Annotated in this window: 15 protein-coding genes; 5 read left to right on the plus strand and 10 right to left on the minus strand. The window is 70.6% G+C overall.

The genetic code is table 11. The features are described 5' to 3' along the window. Window positions 1–117 precede the first annotated feature (117 nt). From ABZX11_RS21105 to ABZX11_RS21115, 3 genes are all read right to left on the minus strand, one after another. Window positions 118–621 (minus strand): GNAT family N-acetyltransferase, encoded by a 504-nt coding sequence (locus ABZX11_RS21105; protein ID WP_354915249.1) that lies wholly within the window; start codon window positions 619–621, stop codon window positions 118–120. Between the two features lie 123 nt (window positions 622–744). Then, window positions 745–1,101, minus strand: coding sequence for a hypothetical protein (locus tag ABZX11_RS21110; RefSeq protein WP_354915252.1), 357 nt, complete (start codon window positions 1,099–1,101; stop codon window positions 745–747). 61 nt (window positions 1,102–1,162) lie between these two features. After that, the gene (locus ABZX11_RS21115) at window positions 1,163–1,693 is read right to left on the minus strand and encodes a YrhB domain-containing protein (RefSeq protein ID WP_354915255.1); all 531 of its coding nucleotides are present in this window, start codon (window positions 1,691–1,693) and stop codon (window positions 1,163–1,165) included. A gap of 249 nt (window positions 1,694–1,942) precedes the next feature. Between ABZX11_RS21115 and ABZX11_RS21120 the strand changes: the two genes are divergently transcribed. Continuing rightward, complete coding sequence (locus tag ABZX11_RS21120) at window positions 1,943–2,242, plus strand: hypothetical protein (protein ID WP_354915258.1); 300 nt, start codon at window positions 1,943–1,945, stop codon at window positions 2,240–2,242. Between the two features lie 156 nt (window positions 2,243–2,398). Here the strand turns inward: ABZX11_RS21120 and ABZX11_RS21125 are convergent, their stop codons facing one another. Further along, the gene (locus ABZX11_RS21125) at window positions 2,399–2,605 is read right to left on the minus strand and encodes a hypothetical protein (protein WP_354915261.1); all 207 of its coding nucleotides are present in this window, start codon (window positions 2,603–2,605) and stop codon (window positions 2,399–2,401) included. A 5-nt stretch (window positions 2,606–2,610) separates the two neighbouring features. Between ABZX11_RS21125 and ABZX11_RS21130 the strand changes: the two genes are divergently transcribed. After that, window positions 2,611–3,486, plus strand: a complete 876-nt coding sequence (locus ABZX11_RS21130; RefSeq protein ID WP_354915361.1) for an NAD(P)H-binding protein — start codon at window positions 2,611–2,613, stop codon at window positions 3,484–3,486. Window positions 3,487–3,508: 22 nt separating this feature from the next. Here the strand turns inward: ABZX11_RS21130 and ABZX11_RS21135 are convergent, their stop codons facing one another. Beyond that, window positions 3,509–4,099, minus strand: coding sequence for an HD domain-containing protein (locus ABZX11_RS21135; RefSeq protein WP_176177012.1), 591 nt, complete (start codon window positions 4,097–4,099; stop codon window positions 3,509–3,511). A gap of 71 nt (window positions 4,100–4,170) precedes the next feature. On the opposite strand from ABZX11_RS21135, the gene ABZX11_RS21140 reads away from it, so the two are divergent. Continuing rightward, window positions 4,171–5,136, plus strand: coding sequence for a helix-turn-helix domain-containing protein (locus tag ABZX11_RS21140; RefSeq protein WP_354915265.1), 966 nt, complete (start codon window positions 4,171–4,173; stop codon window positions 5,134–5,136). A gap of 89 nt (window positions 5,137–5,225) precedes the next feature. On the opposite strand, the gene ABZX11_RS21145 is transcribed toward ABZX11_RS21140, so the two are convergent. The 5 genes from ABZX11_RS21145 to ABZX11_RS21165 form a co-directional block, all read right to left on the minus strand. Further along, on the minus strand, window positions 5,226–6,044 hold the full coding sequence (locus ABZX11_RS21145) for an alpha/beta hydrolase (RefSeq protein WP_354915268.1): 819 nt from the start codon (window positions 6,042–6,044) through the stop codon (window positions 5,226–5,228). 102 nt (window positions 6,045–6,146) lie between these two features. Then, entirely contained in the window at window positions 6,147–9,242 is a 3,096-nt protein-coding gene (locus tag ABZX11_RS21150; RefSeq protein WP_354915271.1) for a BTAD domain-containing putative transcriptional regulator, read from the minus strand. Between the two features lie 194 nt (window positions 9,243–9,436). Next, the gene (locus ABZX11_RS21155; RefSeq protein WP_354915274.1) at window positions 9,437–10,654 is read right to left on the minus strand and encodes a VWA-like domain-containing protein; all 1,218 of its coding nucleotides are present in this window, start codon (window positions 10,652–10,654) and stop codon (window positions 9,437–9,439) included. After that, window positions 10,651–11,748: a MoxR family ATPase gene (locus ABZX11_RS21160; RefSeq protein WP_354915277.1), complete on the minus strand. Its 1,098-nt coding sequence runs from the start codon at window positions 11,746–11,748 to the stop codon at window positions 10,651–10,653. The genes ABZX11_RS21155 and ABZX11_RS21160 overlap by 4 nt, the downstream gene beginning before the upstream one ends. Before the next feature lie 192 nt (window positions 11,749–11,940). Further along, window positions 11,941–13,482, minus strand: a complete 1,542-nt coding sequence (locus ABZX11_RS21165) for a hypothetical protein (RefSeq protein ID WP_354915280.1) — start codon at window positions 13,480–13,482, stop codon at window positions 11,941–11,943. Window positions 13,483–13,484: 2 nt separating this feature from the next. Here ABZX11_RS21165 and ABZX11_RS21170 point away from each other — a divergent pair, with 2 nt between their 5' ends. Continuing rightward, entirely contained in the window at window positions 13,485–16,460 is a 2,976-nt protein-coding gene (locus ABZX11_RS21170; protein WP_354915283.1) for an NACHT domain-containing protein, read from the plus strand. A 138-nt stretch (window positions 16,461–16,598) separates the two neighbouring features. Then, entirely contained in the window at window positions 16,599–20,225 is a 3,627-nt protein-coding gene (locus tag ABZX11_RS21175; protein ID WP_354915286.1) for an AAA family ATPase, read from the plus strand. Window positions 20,226–20,265 lie beyond the last annotated feature (40 nt).

Here is a 20,265-nt window from a genome sequence, read left to right on the forward strand (position 1 = left end):
CCACGAGAACCCGTCGGTGGCCAGGTTCGTCGCCACTCCGACTACAGCGGCGCACCACATCGCCGATGTCTGCTCAAGCCACTGGTCGGGCCTACGTCCTGCGAGGTGCCGATCGTGCTACAGCCGCCTGGTGGTGACCAAGGAGGGTCCGTGGACCGCGTCCACCTGCTCACGCCCGGCTTCGGTAAAACCGAGCTTCTCCAGCACGCGGCGGGAGGCAGCGTTCCACTCCCACACCGTGGCCCACACACATCTGTACCCGGTCGACCTGGCCCAGTCCAGGACAGCCAGCGAAGCCTCCGTCGCGTAACCCCGCCCCCACGCACGACGCAGCAGCTCGAAGGCCAGCTCCGGTTCTTCCTCGAACCCGCGCGTCCTGTCGATCAGCCCGCAGTACCCGATGACGTCGCCGACGGCTTTCCGCTCGACCGCCAACAGCCCAACCGACAACCGGCCCGCACGAATCGCCTGCTCGAGCTCGGCGACAGTGGGATGACCGTCAGCATCGATCCGCCGATGCGACGGCACTCGCGGATCACGTTCGACCCACAGCTCGCGCTGCACAGCCGCCTCGGCCACCCGCCACGGCCTAAGCAGCAGACGATCGGTCTCGAGCACCACCTCAAATCCCCCGGTCTCTCCAGCTGCCACGAGAACGATCTCCCACGCACACGGCCGGTCATGCCGAAGAGCGGACGCCGATGCGGTCAATCGGTACAGCCCGTTGCGACTGCATCGGCTCTCTCAGTCAGGCATCCGACGCCGGCCAGGTGCCGTCGAGAAGAAACTTTCGACACGGAGCCCGCGTGCGGCGAGGCAATGACGAATCCAGTCCTGTTGGTGCCGACTTCGGTTGTCCCAGGTGAACTGCAACGCGTCTTGAGGGCGACGCGGACCGGCCGGCCGCAATCCGGGCACGAGGTTGTCGCACAAGTCCGCCAGCTCATGAATCTGCTGCTGGTAGTCACAACCAGGGAAGAACTCTTCACACATGCCTTCCCGCCGATGCGACATCGCCCTCATCAGCAAAACCGATTCGTGAACCACCGTAACGATCGCCTCCGCGACCACCGACGTCCGGCCGGACTTGCGCCGCCACATGAAGCTCAGTCTCCCAGAACCGTCCTCGCCGGCTAAATCGTCGCGCAGGACAGAACCAACGTCATATCTCCGGATTAGGTCCTGATAAACACCGCCACACCCTGCGCCTGACCGGCGGCCGAGGCAAGCAAGAGCGAACGTGCTCAGGAACCGGCACACCGGCCGCGACAGCATCGACGTACTCTTTAGCGCCTTGCGCTCCGAGATCGGACGCAAACACCCGCACGAACCGGAGCGCCTCGAGGCGCTGACTGGAATCGATCAGCTCGGCGATCCGGGACCGCAGCGGGTCACCGCGTTCAAGCCCGCGAACCTGCTCGAGATAGTCCTCGATCCACTCACCGGACTCAAGATCAACGGTCGCGTGCAGCGTGTGCAAACTGCCGTCCACCCCATCGACCAGGAAGGGACCGTGGCCCACCACCATGTCGATCATTTCCTGGGTGCGCACATAACGCTCGCTCTGAGTGTGGACCACCCAACCGAGCCGATGCGGACCGATGTCGGTGATCACCATCGTTGGGCCACCCCGCGTCGACCACCCCGCCAGATGCCGCTCCACGACCTGGACGGCCCACGCCTTCGACACCATGACGACAGACTATGGGAGGAAGCACGCAGTAGCCGTCCCGCCGGGGATCGAGATCAAGCGATCAGGCTCCCGGCGCGTCAGGCTATACGCCCCCCATAGCATGGGCGCCGGCGTAGAGATCACGGGAAGCCACACGCACCCAGGCCAGCTGAACGACGTCCTCACATGCCGCTGACCGGTCGTCCGTCCGGGGGCACGCTCGTGCCGAATTGAGACGCACGGCGGAGGCTGATCGAGGACAATCCCCGCATGCATCCTGTAGCCGGCTGGATTTTCGAGGAGAACCTGACCAAGGTCGTGGAGTTCATCGCCGCGCTCGTCGGCTACAGCTTGGACGAGTTCGACGACGGTGCTCTGGAAGCCGGTATCCCGAAGACGGACGCAGACCTTTCACCCGACACGTGGTTTGAGTATCCGGTCACGGGAGCCCCAGACCTCACCCTCCGAATCGCACGCGATCATGGCACCGGAATCCTGAGCATGATCATCGACGGTGAGGTAGACGACGTGCTCGCTGCTCGCTTCGAGACGCTGCTGGATCTCCACTGACAGACACCGTCGGTATCCGCTGTGCCGCGAGCCGCCGACGGCGGACGGGCAGGCGCGCGCTCATGCCGACGAGCGCACGGGCCGACGTGACACATCGGGTCCAGTTCGCTTCCCACGCGCGACCGGCGGCCAGCGGAGCCTGACCCGGATCGCCTGCTAAGCCTGCGATCCCAGCTGATCCTCGGCGATTCCGTTCATCTGGTCGCGAAGTTGATCGGCCATCGACACTCCGAGCGCCGCGACGACTCGATCCTGCGCCGAGCGCCACAACACGAGCGCCTGCTCGAACCGCCGGCGCCCCTTCTCCGTGAGCGCGACGTTGACGCTGCGGCGATCGGTGGTGTCCTTGTCCAGACGGATCAAGCCACATCCTCGTCACCGGCGCCACCGGCAAGACCGGAACGAACACCACACGCACGCTGCTCGACCAGGGACACCATGTCCGCGCTCTCGTCCACCGAGCCGACGACCGGGCCAACCGGCTTGCCCGGGCCGGCGCCGAGGTCGTCGTCGCGGACCTGCTGGACCTCGACGCCGTGAGCCGGGCCGCCAACGGTATCGACGCGGCCTATCTCACCTATCCGATCGCCCCGGGGTTACTGGAGGCCACTGCCACGCTGCTGCAGGCGGCCGAGGAGAACGGTGTCGGCGCCATCGTCGGCATGTCGCAGATCTCGGCCCGGCGCGACGCCGCCAGCAACGCCGCCCGCCAGCACTGGCTCGCCGAACGCCTCCTGGACCACTTCACCGGCGCCGTCATCCACATCCGGCCGACGTTCTTCGCCGAATGGCTGATCAACTTCTGGGACCCCACGACCGGTGAGCTCCGGCTACCGTTCGCCGACGCGCGCCACGCCCCCATCGCCGCCGAGGACCAGGGCCGTGTCATCGCCGCGGTTCTGGCGGCCCCCGAACCGCACGCCGGCAAGACCTATCGGCTGCACGGGCCGGTGGAACTCGACCACCACCAGATCACCGACGCGATGAGCCGGACCCTTGGCCGAAAGATCACCTACGTGCCGATCGAGCTGGACGAGTTCCGCTCGGCGCTCGAACAGCGCGGGCTGGAGCCTCACTTCGTGCAGCACCTGATCAGCGTCGCGGTCGACTACCGCAACGGGATCTTCGCCGGCACCAACGACAACGTCCGCGCGCTGACCGGCGTGGAGCCGCTCACCGTCGAAGCATTCATCGAACGCAACAAGCAGTACTTCGACGGCCGCGAAAGCTCGGGCAACCGCTGAACCGGGCCTGTCGACGGAAGGATCAAGCCTCGGCGCGTCGCTGACGCAGCAACTCGGCCGCGATCGAGTACGGGGGTGCCGCCGCCTCCGACCGAGCAGCGTGCTCGACGATCGCGTCCTGCAGGAAGCGAGCACCGGTGGGTCGCGGATACCGGGCGTAGACCGGCCGCACCCGGTCGGCGTCGAGGTCGGTGAAACGACCTCCGTCGATGAACACGCCCTTGTGCGTGAGGTAGGTCAGCACGCCGCGGCGGTCGGCCAGGCCCAGGGAGGAGTGCAAGGCGATCGCCTCCCACACCCGGTCGACGTCCGCGGCGGGGACGCCGTGCTCGGCCAGCACCGAGGCCGCCAGGTCCGCGCCCTCCACCTCGAACCGGGCCTGTCCCGCCGCAAGGGTGCCCAGGCCCAGGTCGTGCAGGACGCAGGCGGCGAAGAGCAACTCCTCGTCGTAGGCCGCGTCCTGCACGGAACCTTCCTGCTCGGCCACGAGGCGGGCGAACAGGAAGCTGCGGATGCTGTGGTCGGCGATGGGCCTGCTCTCCGACTGCCGGGCCAGGGCGAGGCTCGCGTCGGCCAGTGGCCCGCTGGGTAGCGCAAGGGCGTCGTTGTTCATGCACTGGACCGTAGGAGCCGGCCGGCGCACCGAACAGTGGCCCGAGTGCCATCCATCGCTATCATCGGGCCATGACCATGTCTGCGGATCGGCACCGGGTCGCGGTCCTCGTCCTGCCCGGCGTGCCGGCGCTGGAGTTCGGCATCGCGACCCAGGTCTTCGGGACTGATCCGCACTACGAGCTGATCGTGTGCACGGCAGGCGGCCCGGGACCGGTGCCGGGCGCCGGTTTCACCGTCACCGCCACGGCCGGCCTCGCCACGCTGACCGAGGCCGGCACCGTGATCGTCCTGGCCTACCAGGACATCGGCACGCCACCGGCGGCCGACGTCCTGGACGCCCTGCGCGCGGCACACGAGAACGGCGCCCGGCTCGTCTCCATCTGCGTCGGCGTCTTCGCCCTCGCCGCGGCCGGCCTCCTCGACGGACGCCCCGCGACCACGCACTGGCAGTACGCCGCTCAACTCCGCCGGCAGTACCCGGAGGTGCGGGTCGTGCCGGACCGGATGTACGTCGACGACGGCGACATCCTCAGCTCCGCCGGGGTGACCGCGGGACTCGACCTCTGCCTGCACCTTATCCGCCGCGACCGGGGCCCCGCAGCGGCCAACACCCACGCACGCTTCCTCGTCGCCCCGCCGCGGCGCACCGGCGGGCAGGCGCAGTACGTCGAACGGCTCCGCGCCGACGCGACCGGCGACCAACTCGCTCCACTGCGGGACTGGATGCTCGACAACCTTGCCGGCGACCTCACCATCGACGCTCTCGCGAAACGCGCCCACATGTCCCGGCGGACCCTCATCCGCCGGTTCCGGGAGGAGACCGACACCTCGCCGATGGCCTGGCTGGCCGACGCCCGCATCGACCGCGCGCGCGAACTACTGGAGACGACCACCCTGCCCGTGGAACGAATCGGCCGCCTCACCGGACTCGGCGCGCCTTCTTCGGTGCGCGCGGCATTCCACCGGCACCTCGGCACCTCACCCCAGGAGTACCGGGCGCTTTTCCGGCACAGCACCACACTCTCATGCCGCTGATCGTGCGCTTGCCGCCGAATCGGCGAGTGGACACGTCGGATGCGTGGAGCGGCCCGTGACCGAAGCGGCCACGGGCCGTCGCCCTCAGATCAGGATTCAATGAACGCGAGCAGATCCGGGTTGAGGACGTCGGCGTGCGTGGTCAGCATGCCGTGCGGATACCCCGCGTACGTCTTGAGCGTTCCGTTCTTCAGGTGCTCGACCGCCCGCGGCACCGAACTGCCGAACGGCACGATCTGGTCGTCCTCCCCGTGCATGACCAGGACCGGCACCGTGATGCGCTCGAGGTCGGCGGTGTAGTCCTCCTTCCACGAAAACACCGTCTCGTAGGCGGCCTGGATGCTGCCGGCCATGCCCTGGCGCCACCAGTTCGCGATGACCGCCTCCGAGGGCACCGCTCCCGGGCGGTTGTAGCTGTAGAACGGGCCTTCCGGGACCTCACGGAAGAACTCCGCACGGTTGCCCAGGATGCCCGCCTGCACCGCGTCGAACCACTCCGGTGGCTGCCCGGCCGGGTTGTCCTCGGTCTGCACCAAGTTCGGCGTCAGCGAGGCGACCAGCACCGCTTTTGCCACGCGGTCCTGGTACCGGGCGACGTACCGGGCGACCTCGCCGCCGCCGGTGGAGTGGCCGATGTGCACCGCGTCGCGCAGATCGAGGTGCTCGGTCAACGCCGCCAGGTCGGCGACCCAGTGGTCCATGTCGTTACCGGTACCGATCTGTGACGACCGGCCGTGGCCACGCCGGTCGTGCGCGATCACCCGGTATCCCTTGTGCAGGAAGTAGATCATCTGGGCGTCCCAGTCGTCGGCCGTCAGCGGCCACCCGTGGCTGAAGACGATCGGCTGTCCGGTACCCCAGTCCTTGTAGAAGATGTCCACGCCGTCGGAGGTGGTGATGAAAGGCATCGCGTCGTTCCTCTCCATCGCGGTCCACCCGCATCCAACGAGATCCGGCACGATTCTTTGTGAGCGACCACGACGGGCGATCCACTGGTCGTCAACTGCGCGTCAACAAGAGGACGCCAGCCCGGCCAGGAATTCTTCCGTCCGGCGCGCGAAGAGATGAGCACCGCGTTGGACCGACAGGGTTCTGGCCTTCTCGGCCGCCGCGCGGACGACCACCTCGGGCTCGCCGGCGGCATCGAGCAGACGCGCGCGCAGCAGCAGGAGCAGGCCCTCCGCGTACCGCTGGTTGTGCGCCTCGAGGAACCACTCGGCCCGCTCGAGGGTGCCACGCGCCTGCTCGGTCATCCCCGCGGCGAGGAACATGTCGGCGATCAGCCCGTAGTGGAACGCAATGCCGAACCGCACCGGCTCGAGCAGCGTCGTGACCAGGACCCGCTCGGCCTCGGCCGCGGCTTCCGCCGGATCGCGGCCGGTCAGGGCCCGCGCCCAGCACGAGGTGATCCTCAGGTACGAGTCGACGGAGTGGAAGATGTGCCCCGGGTCCGCGGCACTCCAGCGCCGCGCTGCTCGCGTCGCCTGGTCGAGGTCACCGGCCATGGCCGCCGCCATGGCGGAGAAGTGGGCCCAGACAGTGATCGCCTGCGGATCGTCGCCCGCGTCGGCTTCCTGGTCGTCGAGCAGTGCGTGGGCCGCGTCCAGCTCGTCGTGCATGGTCTCCACCACGGCTTGCAGCAACGGGCGGAGCGTTCGCACCTCACGGGGCAGCTGGTCCCGCTCCGGAGCGGGACCGGCGTCGAGCGGCACCCTGCTGCTTTCCCGCAGGTATCGCCACGACTGGTCGATGTCGCCGAGATCCCACTGGTGCAGTCCCCACGCCGCGGCTCCGAACGAGCGCAGTACCGGGTCCGCGGCGGCCTCGCCCTGCTCGAACAGCCGGCGGGCCAGTTCGGCACGCTCGGGCCGGGCGCCGCTGGTGGCCAGAGCCAGGTGCAGCAGCAGGAACTCGGTGGCTTGGGTCGTCCGGCCGAGGGCGTCGGCGAGGTGCCGGGCGCGTTCCAGGAGCTCGGCGTACGAGCGGACGAAGTCGTGCTGGCTCCAGAAAACCGTGACCAGCAGCGACACCGCGGACAGCTCGAGTTCCGCCTGACCGGCCTCGCCGGCGAGGCGCGCCGCCGCCTGCAGGTGCCGCTCGGCGGCTTCGAAGGCGAACTTGGTCACCGCGTGCCGTCCGGCCCGCACGAGCGCGGTCGCCGTGCGGACCGGGTCGGCCAGCGGGCCGGACGCCCACAGGTGGTGCGCGAGCTGCTCGGCAACCCGGTCGTCGGCCCCGCCCCCGCGTTCGATCGCGTCCGCGATCTTCAGGTGCAGGGCGGCCGTACGCGACACCGGAAGACCGGCCACCACGGCTTCCCGAACGAGGTCGTGGGAGAAGCGAAAGGTGTACGGATCGTCCGGGACCGGCTCGACCAGGCCCAGCGCTCCGAGGGGTTCGAGCAGGTCGAAGCAGGCCTGGACATCGAGCTCCAGCACGGCGGCCGGCAGGCGCAGCCCGACCTGCCGCCCGATGAGCGCGGCGACCTGCAGCAGATCGAGGGCGGTCTCCGCCAGATCGGCCGTCCGCGTCCTGACGACGTCGCGAACCGTGGCCGGGACGGTCCCGGCGGTGGAAGAGACACCGTCGAGACGTCGCGACAGCTCCATCACGAGATAGGCGTTGCCCGAGGTGCGGGCGTGGATCTCGGCGGCCGCCCCACCGGGGTCCCGCCCGGACTCGCGGTGGAGCAACTCCGCCACCTCGTCGACCGTGAACGCCCGGAGCGGGATGCGGCGGTGTCCCGGTACCCGGCTGACCGCGCCCAGCGTCCGCGACAGCGCCGCGGTGGGTGCCGGGGCGCGATCTCGGAGAACGGCGACGAGCACCGTGCGGTGCGGCGGCCGGGCGACGAGGTGACCGAGGAGCTGCAGCGAGGCGGGATCGGCCCAGTGCAGGTCATCGAGGACGATCTGCACCGGGCGTTGTTCCGCCACCTCCCGGACCAGGGCCAGCACCTGCTCGAAGAGGCGGAACTGCGTGCCGCTCTCCGGCAGCGGCCGGACGCCGTCGCCGCCGTCGCGTGACTCGATCAGGCGACCGAGCTCACCGTCGAGCCACGGCTTGCGTGTGCCGGCGGGAAGGCTGTCGAGGATGGCCCGGAACGCTTCCAGCCACGGCCACATCGACGGCGTTCCCGCTCCCTCCAGGCACGAGCCCCACGCCACGAGCGCGCCCCGCCGCTCCGACTCGGCCGTGGCTTCTCGCAGCAGGCGCGTCTTGCCCACTCCCGGCTCGCCCTCGATCACCACGACGGCGCTTCCGCCCGCGAGCGCCGTCGTCAGGGACTCCCGCAGCACGGCCAGCTCCGCGGTCCGCCCGACCAGGCCGGCTCGAGCGCTCCGGCCGCCGTCGTCGGCGGCCGCCGTGGGCAGGGTCTGGGTCAGCGCACGCCGCTGGGCCGTGCGCAGCGCCGCTCCGGGATCGATGCCGAGCTCCTCGGCGAGACGGGCCCGGATGGTCCGGAAGACGGCGAGCGCTTCCGCCCGGTGCCCGCCGGCCGCGAGCCCGATGATGAGCGCCGCGTGCACCGCTTCGTCCAGCGGGGCCATCGACGCGGCCAGGCGCAGCGCCGGAAGAACCCGCTCCGGCCGGCCACGGCGTACCGCGAGGTCCGACGCCACCAGGCACGCGTCGAAGAACTCACGGTCGAGGGCGACGAAGACCGGCACCGGCCCGAAACCGTCGGCGGCCGGCCCCCGCCACAGTGCGAGCGCTTCCGCGAACCGGTCGAGCGCCGCTTCCTGTTCCCCGCCGGCGGCCGCGGTGCGTCCCGCCTCGACGAGCCGGCGGAACGTGACCAGATCCAGCTCGCCGGTTCCGCAGTCGAACAGATAACCGTCGCCGCGCCGCTGGAGGTACGACCCCGCGTCCCGGACGGTAAGCCCCGGTTCGAGAAGCCGGCGCAACGAGCCGACGTACTTGTGGATCACGTTGAGTGCGCTCGCCGGCGCTTCCTGCCCCCACAGCAGATCGATCAGCTCCACCCGGCTGACCGGCTGCCCCACCCGGGCGAGCAGCACGGCCAGCAGAACCGCCTGCTGGCGAGGCCCCGGAGCGAGCTCGGCCCCGTCACGCCACAAACGGACCCGGCCCAGGATCTGCAAGCGAACCCGGGCACCGAGCGGAGCGGGCGGTGGGGCCAACGCCTGGCGACTCCCCGAATCGATCTGACCGGCGGACTCCCGGAATCTAGCACCGCGCGAGCGCTCGCGGAGCCCGGCGTTCGGGCCTCCTGCGGAGTAGATCTTCCAGGAAAGCGAACCGGCACAAGCAGTGGCGTTCCCGGGCCGCCGGCGGATCAGCCCACGGTGACCACCCGCGCCCAGCCAGGTGGTGTGTCCGGCACATAGCCGGGGTTGTTCTCGTCCGGTGGTCGATGCCGGGGGAACAGGCCCACGATCGTCCGGCCCGGCGGTCTCTCGTCGGGCCAGGGCGTCTGGCCGTCGGTCAGCGCCACGAAGACGTCGGGGCGAGGATTGCCTTTCAGCGCCTCGGCGAAGCCGGTGCGCAGGTCCGTCCCGCCACCTCCCACCAAAGGGATTCCCTCGGCGCGGCACAGCTGATGGGTGATGTGGGCGGCGGCGTCGCACGACAGCACCGAGACGAGATCGCGCCGCCCGCCGACGGCTCGGACGATCGCGGCGATTTCGAGGAGCGCTGCTCCCAACTCGGCGTCGCTCACCGAACCGGAGGTGTCGACGATCACGCAGACGCGCGGCGGCCGGCGCCGCAGGCTCGGCAGGACGACGCCGGGCAGGCCGGCCGACCTGCGCGAGGGCCGGCCGTAGGTGTAGTCCTCCCCCGCGCCGGACATCGCCGAGCGGACCGCCGCGCCCAGCAGTTCCCGCCACGGCTGCGGCGGGTGGAACGCCTCCTCCGCCCAGCGTCGCCAGCCCTTCGGGACGTCGCCTGGGCTGCCGTTGATGCCCTGTGCCACCCGGAACCGGACGGCGTCGCGTTCCTGCGCGCTGAGCCCGTGCGCACCGTCGGGACCGAGATCCCAGTCGCGCTCCAGCCCGTCCGCGCCGCTGCCGCAGTCGAGCCAGGCGTATCCGGCGGTGTAGGGCCCGAGGCGGAACTGGTGCAGGTAGTCCTCCATCAGCTCCCCCTCGCGAAGCCTGAGCGTCGCCGGGTGGACGGCTCCCTCGGGCCGCACCAGGCCGTCGCCGAACACGTCGTCGTTGATTTCGCAATCCGCGGCGATGTTCATCCGCAACCGCTCCGCGGGCCCGGTCAGTTCGTGCTTCGCGGCGAACCGGTCGCTGCGCCCGTGGTGGTCACGCAGCAGGTGCGAGACCTCGTGCACCCAGACCCCGGCCAGCTCCGCCGGCGGAGTCCGGTCCACGAACCCCGGCGAAACGTAACAGCGCCAGTGGCGGTCCACGGCCATCGTCGGCACGCGCCGGGATTCCACCGCGTGCAGGGCGAACAACGCCGTCGCCAGGTACGGCCGGTTCCGGACGGCGTACAACCGGGCGGCGAACAGCTTCTCCTCGTCCATGCTCGGCACTGTCATCGGCGCTCACCCACGCCGACGGCGGCCTGATCCGCCTGCCGCGACAGCGCCACCGCCCCGGACAACCGCTCGATCGCCGCCGGCACCTGCCAGCCGTCGCGGCGCAGCGCGGCAAGCGTGGCGGCCGGCACGACCACCAGGTCCGGGGCTCCGGTCTCCAGCGCCCGCGCCAGCAGGGACCACGCCGCGTCCCAGCGGGCCTGCTCCGGCCGCTTGCGCACCGCCGCCACCACGCCGTCGAGCACCGTCCGACGCAGGTCACCCCGCTCGGGCAGCACCGCCGCCTCCGGGTCCGCGAGCAGCGTTTCGGGGTCCGGCAGATCCATCCGATCCATGGCGGCCAGCAGCTCCAGACCCGGTCCGTCGCCGACCGCTCCGCGCACCAGCATGGACACCACCTCCCGGGAGACGGCCGCCGCAGCGCCGAAAGCAATCAGGCGCAGCGCCATCTCCCAGCTGCGCGGGGAGGGCCACGGACCGCCACGGCGCGCTTCGTTCTTCGGCAGCTGGTGCGCCAGATCGGGCCGGGCGGTCAGGAGACCGCACACAGCTCGGCGGGCGAACGTCACTGCGTCGGGCAGCCGCTCCCGGTCCAGCCCGGGCAGGGCCGCCTCCGGCCACGTCCCGCCCAGTCCCCGCAGCACGACGTCGTGGTCGTGGGTCCACTGCAGGTGGACGAACCGGTTGGCCAGCGGCGGGCTCAGCTCCCACCCGTCGGCCGCCGAGGAACGCGGGTTGGCGGCAGCGACGATCCGGATGCCGGGCGGTAGCCGCAGGGCACCGACCCGCCGCTCGAGCACGACGCGCAACAGCGCGGCCTGAACGGCCGGCGGCGCCGTCGACAGCTCGTCCAGGAACAGCAGACCGTGGCCGGCCCGGGCCAGGCGCACGGCCCAGTCCGGCGGGGCCATCGGCACTCCTTGCCGCGCGGGATCGTCGCCGACCACCGGCAGCCCGGCGAAGTCGGACGGCTCGTGCACGCTGGCGATCACCGTGGTCAGTGGCAGTTCCAGCGCGTCCGCGAGCTGGTTCAGCGCCGCGGTCTTGCCGATGCCCGGCTCACCCCACAACAGCACCGGCAGATCGGCGGACACGGCCAGCGTCAGGGCTTCCAGCTGAGCGTCGGCACGCGGCTCGGTGGTCGTCTCGTGCAGCAGTGCCAGCAGCTCGCCGGCGACGTCCAGCGGTCGGCGGTGCGGTGGTTCGGCAGAGACTTTCCTGGCAGCAGACAGTTTTGATCACCTTGGGTCGAATCGGGGCCGGGCGCCGGCCAGGCGAAGTGGGCGTCAGTGAACGTTCGCGTGGCGCGGATGGCGGCGGCGCACGCGACGGCGGTTGTCCTTTGTGGACGGAAGCGGCCCGCATCCGGCGAGTCCGGTCCGGTACAGCCCGTGGAGCACTTGGCGGCGAGCCGCCGTTTCCAGTTCGTCGCGCAGCGCCCCGCCGCGTACGAGCACGTCCGGCCCGAGCAGGGTTTCGACGGCGGCGCAGGCCCCGGCGGTGTCGCCGTGGTCCAGCCGCGCGCGAACCTCCTCGAGGTTCTCGGGATGCCGATGGGCTTCGTCGATGGCCTGCAGGCACGGCACCTCGGGCCCGCCCAGCGCACCCAGCAGCTCCTCGCGGCGGATCTCGCCGGGGTCGTGGTCCAGCGGGGCGAGCACCCCGTTCACGACGGCGATCCGATGCGTGGCACCACGACACTCGACGAGGCGCAGAGGTTCTGAGCCGCTCGGCCGGCGTTCTGCACCGGCCGGCCGGCCGCCGGGTCGCAGCGCCGACGCGACGAGCGGGTGCAGCCGCTCGACGTCGACCAACCCGGCGTGGAGCAGCCGCAGGTCGGGCAGGACCCAGGTCGCGGCGTCGGGCAGGACCGGCACCGCGCGACCGCCGACCGCCTCGTCCGGTGGCCCCAGGTTCAGCAGCACCCGGTGCCTGCGGGTGAGCCGCACGGCGACGACGTTGCCCGGGCTCGTTTCCGCGCTCAGCAGCAGCGCCGCCTCGGCGGCCCACCGGTCCACGGCGCAGGCGTCCACCCCGACGGGAATGCCGGCGTGGGCGGCATTCCCGTGCGAAGGCCAGCGGCCGGATCGCTTGAGCAGCTCGCCGGCCCGGCGCACGTCCCACAGGTGGCGGTGCAGGTCGAGGCGATACCGGCGGTCGGGGCGGGGATGGGGATGGAGCCCGGCGCCGGGCTCGGATGGCTCCCACAGCGCGAGGCTGATCCGCTGGCCGCCACCCGCCCACGCCGGTGGCGTGCGCACCACGAGGTGGATCGCGCCGCCGCCGGTTGCCGCCGGGCCGTAGCGAGCCAGGGAAACCGTGAGTCCCGGTCGCAGCAGGCCGTTGGGGCCGATACGCGGAAAATGCCACCGCAGCAGGTCAGGAGCCAGGTGCCGGAGATCGGCGCGGACCCGGGCGACCAGCTGGCCGCCATGGGCACGGCCGGCGGCCCGTAGGTCCAGATCCACATCGACACGCGCGGCCGCGCAGGCCCCGGCCCAATCACCCACCGCACGGCGAGCGGTCGCCGACTCGATCATCGACGGCGGCACTGCGAACTCACGGACGCGTGCCCAGAAAGAAAGGCGGAAGTCTTCGTTCGCGGTCAAAGGGTGCATCAGCACCCACCTTTGACGAACGAGACCCCCGATCTGTTCGAGTAGGTCATCATCGCGATAAGAGTAGCAGGCTCGACGCGGCAAGAGCGGCCGTATCGAGGTTCGAGCGGATGGTTCGGGTTGCGGCGGCGACAGACGACGTCGGTCGGGTCGGCTCGTTCGCATCTTCACGGAACCCTGTAACAGGGTGCGGCCGGCAGCGACCTTCACGTGTGCTCTTTCCGTCCCGTCGCCGCCTGTTCGCGGTGCTCGCCGCTCTGGTCGCCGTTGTCGGTTATGTGCTGGTGCGAGCGCCGTTGGAGACCAGCAACGCGCTGGCGAGCGTGCTCGCCGGTTTGCTGGCGCTGGCCGGGGGATTCGCCGCTCTGGCGCGATTTCTCGCCGTGCGCCGGAAAGCCGTCGACACGCTGGCCGAGGGGACCGCGCTCGCCGCGGAACTGCTGGACCGCTGGGGGCCGGAGCTGGTCGCGCGCCGGCTGCGCTCGGGTGCCGATGACGCGCTGCCGGTGCAATGGCACCAGGTGGGCGCGACCGCGAAGCCGCGCCGCGTCGTCACCGGAAATCCCGAGCAGGCCGTTCTGGACGTCGCCGCCGCCTTCCGGGCCCTGCCGAAGCAGCGTGCCGTGCTCCTCGGCGAGCCCGGCGGGGGCAAGACGTTCCTCGCCATCTCCCTCGTCGTCGGCCTGCTGGCCGAGCGGACGGCGGGCGACAAAGTCCCCGTGCTGCTTTCGCTGTCGGCGTGGGATCCGGTCGCGGACGATCTCGACACGTTCATCGTGCGCGCGCTGGCCGCCGCCCACTACGCCGGAGCCGAACGCATCCCGCGGGCGCTGCTGGAGCAGAACGTCATCTTCCCGGTGCTCGACGGCCTCGACGAACTGCCCGAGCACCTCCGTCGTCGCGCGCTCAGCCGCATCAACGCCACCCTGGCCGGCCATCGTCCGATCCTGCTCACCTGCCGTTCCGTCGAGTACGCGGAGGGCGTCGCCGCCGGGGCTCCCGCCCTGCGCCAGTCACCGGTCTTCGAGGTCCTGCCGCTGACGCCGGGCCAGATCGGCCGGCGCCTGCAGGACGACGTGCGCTGGGCGCCGGTCGCGGATGCCGTCCGGGCGGACCCTGCCGGTCCTCTGGGCATCGCGTTGTCGACGCCGTTGATGCTTTCGTTGTTCACCAAGGCCTATGCCGACCGGGACCCCTCCGACCTCCTCGCCCTCACGAGCGGCAACGACGTGCGGGACCGCCTGGTCGACGTCCTGATCGACTCCGTCTACCCCGAGCACGGCCACGGGTGGACGGCGGGCAAAGCACGGCGGTACCTGACCTACCTGGCCCGCCACCTGCACCAGCACGCCGAGCGGGAGCTGAACCGGTGGCGGCTGCCCAACCGGGTGCTGTCGCCGTGGACCGGCGCGCTCGTCGGCTTGGCCGGCGGCGGGGTCGTCGCGGCGGTGCTGGCCCCGCTCCACATCAAGGATCCGACGAAAATCCTGAGCTCGCCGTTCACCTCGGCGGCCGTGTTCGGGCTCTTCTGCACGATCCTGTGGTTCCTGGGCTTGGGCCGCCGGGTCGACCAGCGGCGGCTGGGCTTCCGTTCCGGCGCACGCGACGGGGCGCTCCTGGTCCTGGTGCCCGCCGCCATCGCACTGGTCATCCTCCTGGCGACCGACAGCATCAACCGCGCGCCGGACCGGAGAGTGGCGGGGGCGGTGAGCTTCGTGTTCACGATGGCCGCACTCGCCGCCGTCTGCGCGCTGGCGGTCGGTCTCCACCGGCACCTCATCGCACGCGCCGCCGTGGTCGGCCGGGCCGAGCCGGCCGACGTCCTGCGCCGCGAGCGGCGCGCAACGCTGCTCGGTGCGGCCGGCACCCTGGTGGTGGCCGCCACGCTCACGGTTTCGCTGTGTATCGCGGCCGCCTGCCTGGGCATGCAGGCCGGCCAGCGGGTCGCCGCCACACTGGGCATCCCCGTTGTCATCCGGCCGGTCCTCGACCAGATGCCCGAACCCACCGAAAAGAACGTGACGGCGTTCGCCGTCCAGACTCTCGTGATCACCGTGCTGCTGGTGGTCGCCGTGCTGCTCACCAGCCGCTGGCCCCGGTACGTGGTCGCCAAGGTGCTGCTGGGGGTAGCCGGCCGGCTGCCGCTCCGGCTGGAGCGATTCCTCGCGGACGCACGGGACAAGGGGCTGCTGCGGGCCGGGGTCGCCGGGTACGAGTTCTGGCACGTCGCCCTGCAGGAGCGGCTGGTCATCGAGAGCAAGGACGTGCGGACCGGGCGCCCCGGTGTCCGCGTGGCCGCGTTGTGGCTCTCGGCCGTCACCGTGGTGGCCGCGGTGGTGGTGGTCGACCTGGCCCAGCCCGCCGCCTGTGGCTCGACCGGTCTGCCGCACGCCGACACCACCCTCGTCACCGTCGTCGATGCGGACGGGACCGCGCAGTGCGCGGCGGTGCTCGACGCCGACGACGTGGCGAAGCTGATGGGCAACGGCTCCTCGGTCACTCAGGCGGAGAAGGTGCTCGAGCCGGACACCGAGACCAGCGACCTGATCTCTCCAGTGGCGGTTCTCGGACAGTTCTCGGACATGGCTCCCGGCACGTTCAATGCCGTGACCGAGGGCATCGACGCCTCCCACGTCACCAGAACGTACCGGCTGTACACCACACCGCAGAACGGCCCGATCGCCGATTCCGCCGTCTCCCTGCTCTCCTCCAAGCTCACCACCGGGTACACCGCCCTCTTCGTCCGATTCGACGGATCGGTCCTGGTCGCCGGGAACGGAATTCCGTCGCTGACCACCAGAGATCCGACCAGAATCGCCCAGGCGGTCATCGAGAACACGATCGGGCTCCCCTCCGCTCTTGCGGCAGACAACGTCCTGGACGGGGTCGACGCCGGTGAATGCACGATTCTCCAAGCCGAGCGGTTCGCGAAAACCATCGATCTGAGAGGCAAGTACGTCAGCGAGAGGGTCTTGAGCACGTTGACCGCGTGCGGCAAGGTCGCGATCGCGGTCGACCAACCGATCAGGGCGTCGTCCGCGCCGGTCGAAGTTCGGTACGTGACCGACGAACCTCTGCGGAAAGCCGAGGAATGCCAACGGACACTGCCGTTCCGGAACGAGGTCTCGGTGGCCGCGTGTACGGTCGCCAAGTTGTCCGACCGGATCTACAGCGGACTCGTCAGCTGATCCGCAGCTACCGACGAGCAGGCGGAGGCGTGCTCCGGCTGCTGTGGGACGAATGTTTCCCCCCGGGCTCGAGGAGTGGTGCGAATGTGGTGGTCGAGGCCTCGGCGTCGACGTGCGCCGCAGTCGTCCGGGCTCGGGGTGTTCCTGCTCGGGATCGGCATCGGTGTGCTCACCAACCTGGTGACCGCCAGCCCGGACCGGTGGCCGGGGTGGGCTCAGCCGGTGGTGAAGTGGTCGTGGCTGATCGGCGCGGCCGTGGTCGCGGCGGTCAGCGTGCGCGCCGGGTGGCTGTGGTTCCGTGCGCGGCTACCGGCACCCGAGTGGACGGGCGAGAACCCGTATCCGGGCTTGGCCGCCTACGGCGGTGACCGGGCGCCGGTGTTCTTCGGACGTACGGACGATCGGCGTGACCTGGTGCGACGGGTGCAGGGCGCCACGGCACCCTCGCTGCGGTTCGTGCCGGTGGTGGGGCCGTCGGGCAGCGGCAAGTCCTCCCTCGTACTGGCCGGGCTGCTGCCGGCGCTCGGTGACCGGTGGACGGTTCTGGGACCGATCACCCCGGGCACATCCGGTGTCGACGAACTCAGGCAGTTGTTGGGCACGCAGGTTCGCGGGGCGGCGGAAACCGTGCTGGCGGCGGTGCAGGACGGCGGCCCCGCACCGGGGCCGGAACCCGTGTCGAAGGCTGTGCGGTTGGCGAGAGGGACTCGGCCGCGAGTGCTGCTGGTCGTCGATCAGTTCGAGGAAGCGGCGGTCCAGCACACCGAAAAGGAACGAAACCTGTTTCTGGCGCTGCTGTACGCGCTGGTGACGCAGGATCAGAGGCTGCACGTGGTGGCCACGGTGCGGTCGGAATGGATCGGCCGGTTCCAGGAAGGACCCGGCGCCGGCCTGTTCACCGAGCCGTTCATGGTGAACGCGCTCGAGCCTCGGCAGATCCGCCAGGTCGTGGCCGGGCCCGCCGGCCTGACCGATACGACGTTCGAGGCCGGCCTGGTGGAGGAGATCGTGCGCGACACCGGCCGGGGTGACGCGCTGCCGCTGCTCAGCTCGCTCCTCAGCGTGCTGTACGACGGCCTGGGCCGCGATCGGTACATCAGCTGGGCCGACTACGGGAATGCCGGCAAGGTGGGCGGGGCGGTCGCGGGCCGCGCGGAAGCGGCGGTGGCCGCGTCCGGGCGCGAGCTGGACACCACGCTGACCACCCTGCTGCTGTTCGTGGACCTGCAGGGCGAGGAACCCACCCGCCGACCGGTGTGGGACGACACGCTGGCCGCCGCGCAGCGGGATGTCGTGGTCGCGTTCGTCCAGGCACACTTGCTCACGAGCGACACCGGCCCCGACGGTCGCGTTCTGTACGAGGTGACGCACGAGGCCTTGCTGCGCCAGTGGCGGCCACTGGCCGACCACATCACGACACACCGTGGCACGCTGCAGCGGATCACCGAGTTGCTGGCGCTCGCGAAGGCGTGGGTGAACGCCGGGCGGTCCACCGGCTACCTGGTTCCCGTCGCACGATTCGCCGACCTGACCTCGGACACCACAGTGGCGCTGCCCGAGCCGCTCGCCGAGTTCGCCGCCGCGTGCACGGATCACGACGAGACCGATCTTCAGCGCCGCGCGAACGTGGCGGCCGAACACGCTCTGGAGATCCTCGACGACGACCCGGCGACCGCGATCAGCCTGTCGCTGGCCGCGTGCACCGAATTGGCGCCGACCTCGACCGCGAGCACCGCGCTTTACCGGTCGCTGGCCACCGGCCTGCGGCACGTCCTCACCGGACACAGCGCGGACGTGTGCTGTGCCCGCGTCGCACCAGACGGTCGCCTCGCCACAGCGGACAAGCAGGGCACGATCCGGATCTGGTCCGCGGAGGGCACCCTGCTGCACGAACTGACGGGAGATCGTGAGCCAGTCAGTGCGCTCGCCTTCGGACCGGACGGCCGGCTCGCCTCCGGGGACGCGGCGGGACGTGTCACCGTGTGGGGTACCGACGGAAAGATGATCCACCACCTCGACGACAACATGGACCGGGTCACCGACCTGGTGTTCGCCGCCGACGGCCGGCTTGCCGCCGCAGGCCACCACGTGCTGAGCCTGTGGGGTTCCGACGGAAAGCCGATTCGCCGGTTGACCGGTGACGGAGAGCGGACAGCTGTCGTGTTCGCGCCCGACGCCCTGCTGGTCACCACCGGTGAGAACGGGGAGATCCGCACCTGGGGCAGCAGTGGCCCGGAACAACGCCGCTTACAGCCTGCCGAGGAGTCGCCGGTCACCGCGCTGGCGGTGGACAGCGATGGGTGGATCGCTGCAGGCTACCGAAACGGCGAGGTGCGGGTCTGGCAGCCGGACGGCGCTCCCCCATGGTCTGATGACTCGGTAGAAGACACCCCCGTGACGATCGCCGGGCCGGTGCGTGATCTCGTTTTCTCCCGCACCGGCCACTTGTTCGCAGTCGGCAGCAACGGGAGTGCGCTCAGCTGCACACTGAACGGCTCGCACCAGAAGTTCATCAAGGCAGCCGATCCGGACATGACATGGGGGGTCACTTCGCTGGTGTGCGGACCGGATGAGCTGCTGGCCACAGTCACACCAGGCGGGGTGCGGTTGTGCGTTGCCGAAGGCGTGGTCGCTCGCATCAAGATGGCGGACTCGTATTTCGCGACTGTCCTCGATTTCAGCATGCACGGCCGGCTTGTGACGGCCACATCCAGCACGGTGTACGTCTGGGACGTCAATCGGCTCACGCGATTGCTGCCTCGAGGTGCAGGTGCTGCCCGGTTCAAAGAACTTGCCGTTTTGGGTGCCGGGCTGATGACGGATGCGGTCAGCGTTCTCCGTGCCGATTCCGGGTGGTGGGCAGTCGGCCCGGGACGTCGCCGCGCCGAAGCCGATGGCACGACCGTGAAAGTCAGGACGGCCGACGGTACCCTGATCCACACGCTCGCCGGAGGCCAGGACCTGAACGCGCGCCACCTGGCGTTCGCCCCCGACGGGCGTCTCGCCGTCGCATTCGGCCACACGGTGCGGGTCTGGGACTGTGACGGCACGTTGCTGCACACCCTCGACGCGCACGAATCGCCGGTCGGCCGGATGAGCTTCGCGCCGGACGGCCGGCTCGTCACCGCCACCACCGGCGGAGCGCTCCGGATCTGGAACACCGCGGGCGAAGTCCAGGTGCTCGAAAAGGCCGAAGACAACGAAGGAACTCTTGCCTTCGCGTGCGCCGAAGACGGTCGGCTGGCGGCCGCATCGGCCGGCAACACCGCTCGCCTCTGGGACCGAGACGGCGTCCTGCACCATGCACTCACAGGTCACACCGAGCCGGTCGAACACCTGGCCTTCGCCCCGGACGGCGCCCTGCTCACTGCAGCCGGGGACGGCAGCATTCGCCGCTGGAGCCGGGACGGGGCCGCCGTGCAGGTGCTCGGCGTCCCCCGCGACGGCAAGGTCCGCGGTCTCGCGGTCACCGACGCGGGGTTGGTCGTCGCCGGCGGCGGCTGGGATCACACCATGTGGGTGTGGGCCCCGGATGGACGGCTGCTGTACGAGCTGCTCCCCGGCGACCACAGCCTCGGTATCAGCATGCTGGCGTGCGGCCCGGAAGGCCGGCTCATCACGGCCGGCGTCGACAGAGTCAGATACTGGCCGGGAGTGCTTCCCCTGGCGGATCTCATCACCGACGCCGGACGATGCGCCCTGCCACCTCTCGCGCCGGCACTCCGCCACCGCTGGATGTTGCCGGACGAATCCGAGACGACGTAGGTGCGAGCAGCCATTCGCAGACCCCGTTCGGCTACGCCAG

The sequence above is a fragment of the Amycolatopsis sp. NPDC004169 genome (genome assembly GCF_040610315.1).
Classification (GTDB): domain Bacteria; phylum Actinomycetota; class Actinomycetes; order Mycobacteriales; family Pseudonocardiaceae; genus Amycolatopsis.

Coding starts and splice junctions, on each gene's coding strand:
- ABZX11_RS21115 (WP_354915255.1), bottom strand. CDS start 1,693: ATGGTGTCGAAGGCGTGGGCCGTCCAGGTCGTGGAGCGGCATCTGGCG.
- ABZX11_RS21120 (WP_354915258.1), top strand. CDS start 1,943: ATGCATCCTGTAGCCGGCTGGATTTTCGAGGAGAACCTGACCAAGGTC.
- ABZX11_RS21155 (WP_354915274.1), bottom strand. CDS start 10,654: ATGACAGTGCCGAGCATGGACGAGGAGAAGCTGTTCGCCGCCCGGTTG.
- ABZX11_RS21110 (WP_354915252.1), bottom strand. CDS start 1,101: ATGTGGCGGCGCAAGTCCGGCCGGACGTCGGTGGTCGCGGAGGCGATC.
- ABZX11_RS21135 (WP_176177012.1), bottom strand. CDS start 4,099: ATGAACAACGACGCCCTTGCGCTACCCAGCGGGCCACTGGCCGACGCG.
- ABZX11_RS21145 (WP_354915268.1), bottom strand. CDS start 6,044: ATGCCTTTCATCACCACCTCCGACGGCGTGGACATCTTCTACAAGGAC.
- ABZX11_RS21140 (WP_354915265.1), top strand. CDS start 4,171: ATGACCATGTCTGCGGATCGGCACCGGGTCGCGGTCCTCGTCCTGCCC.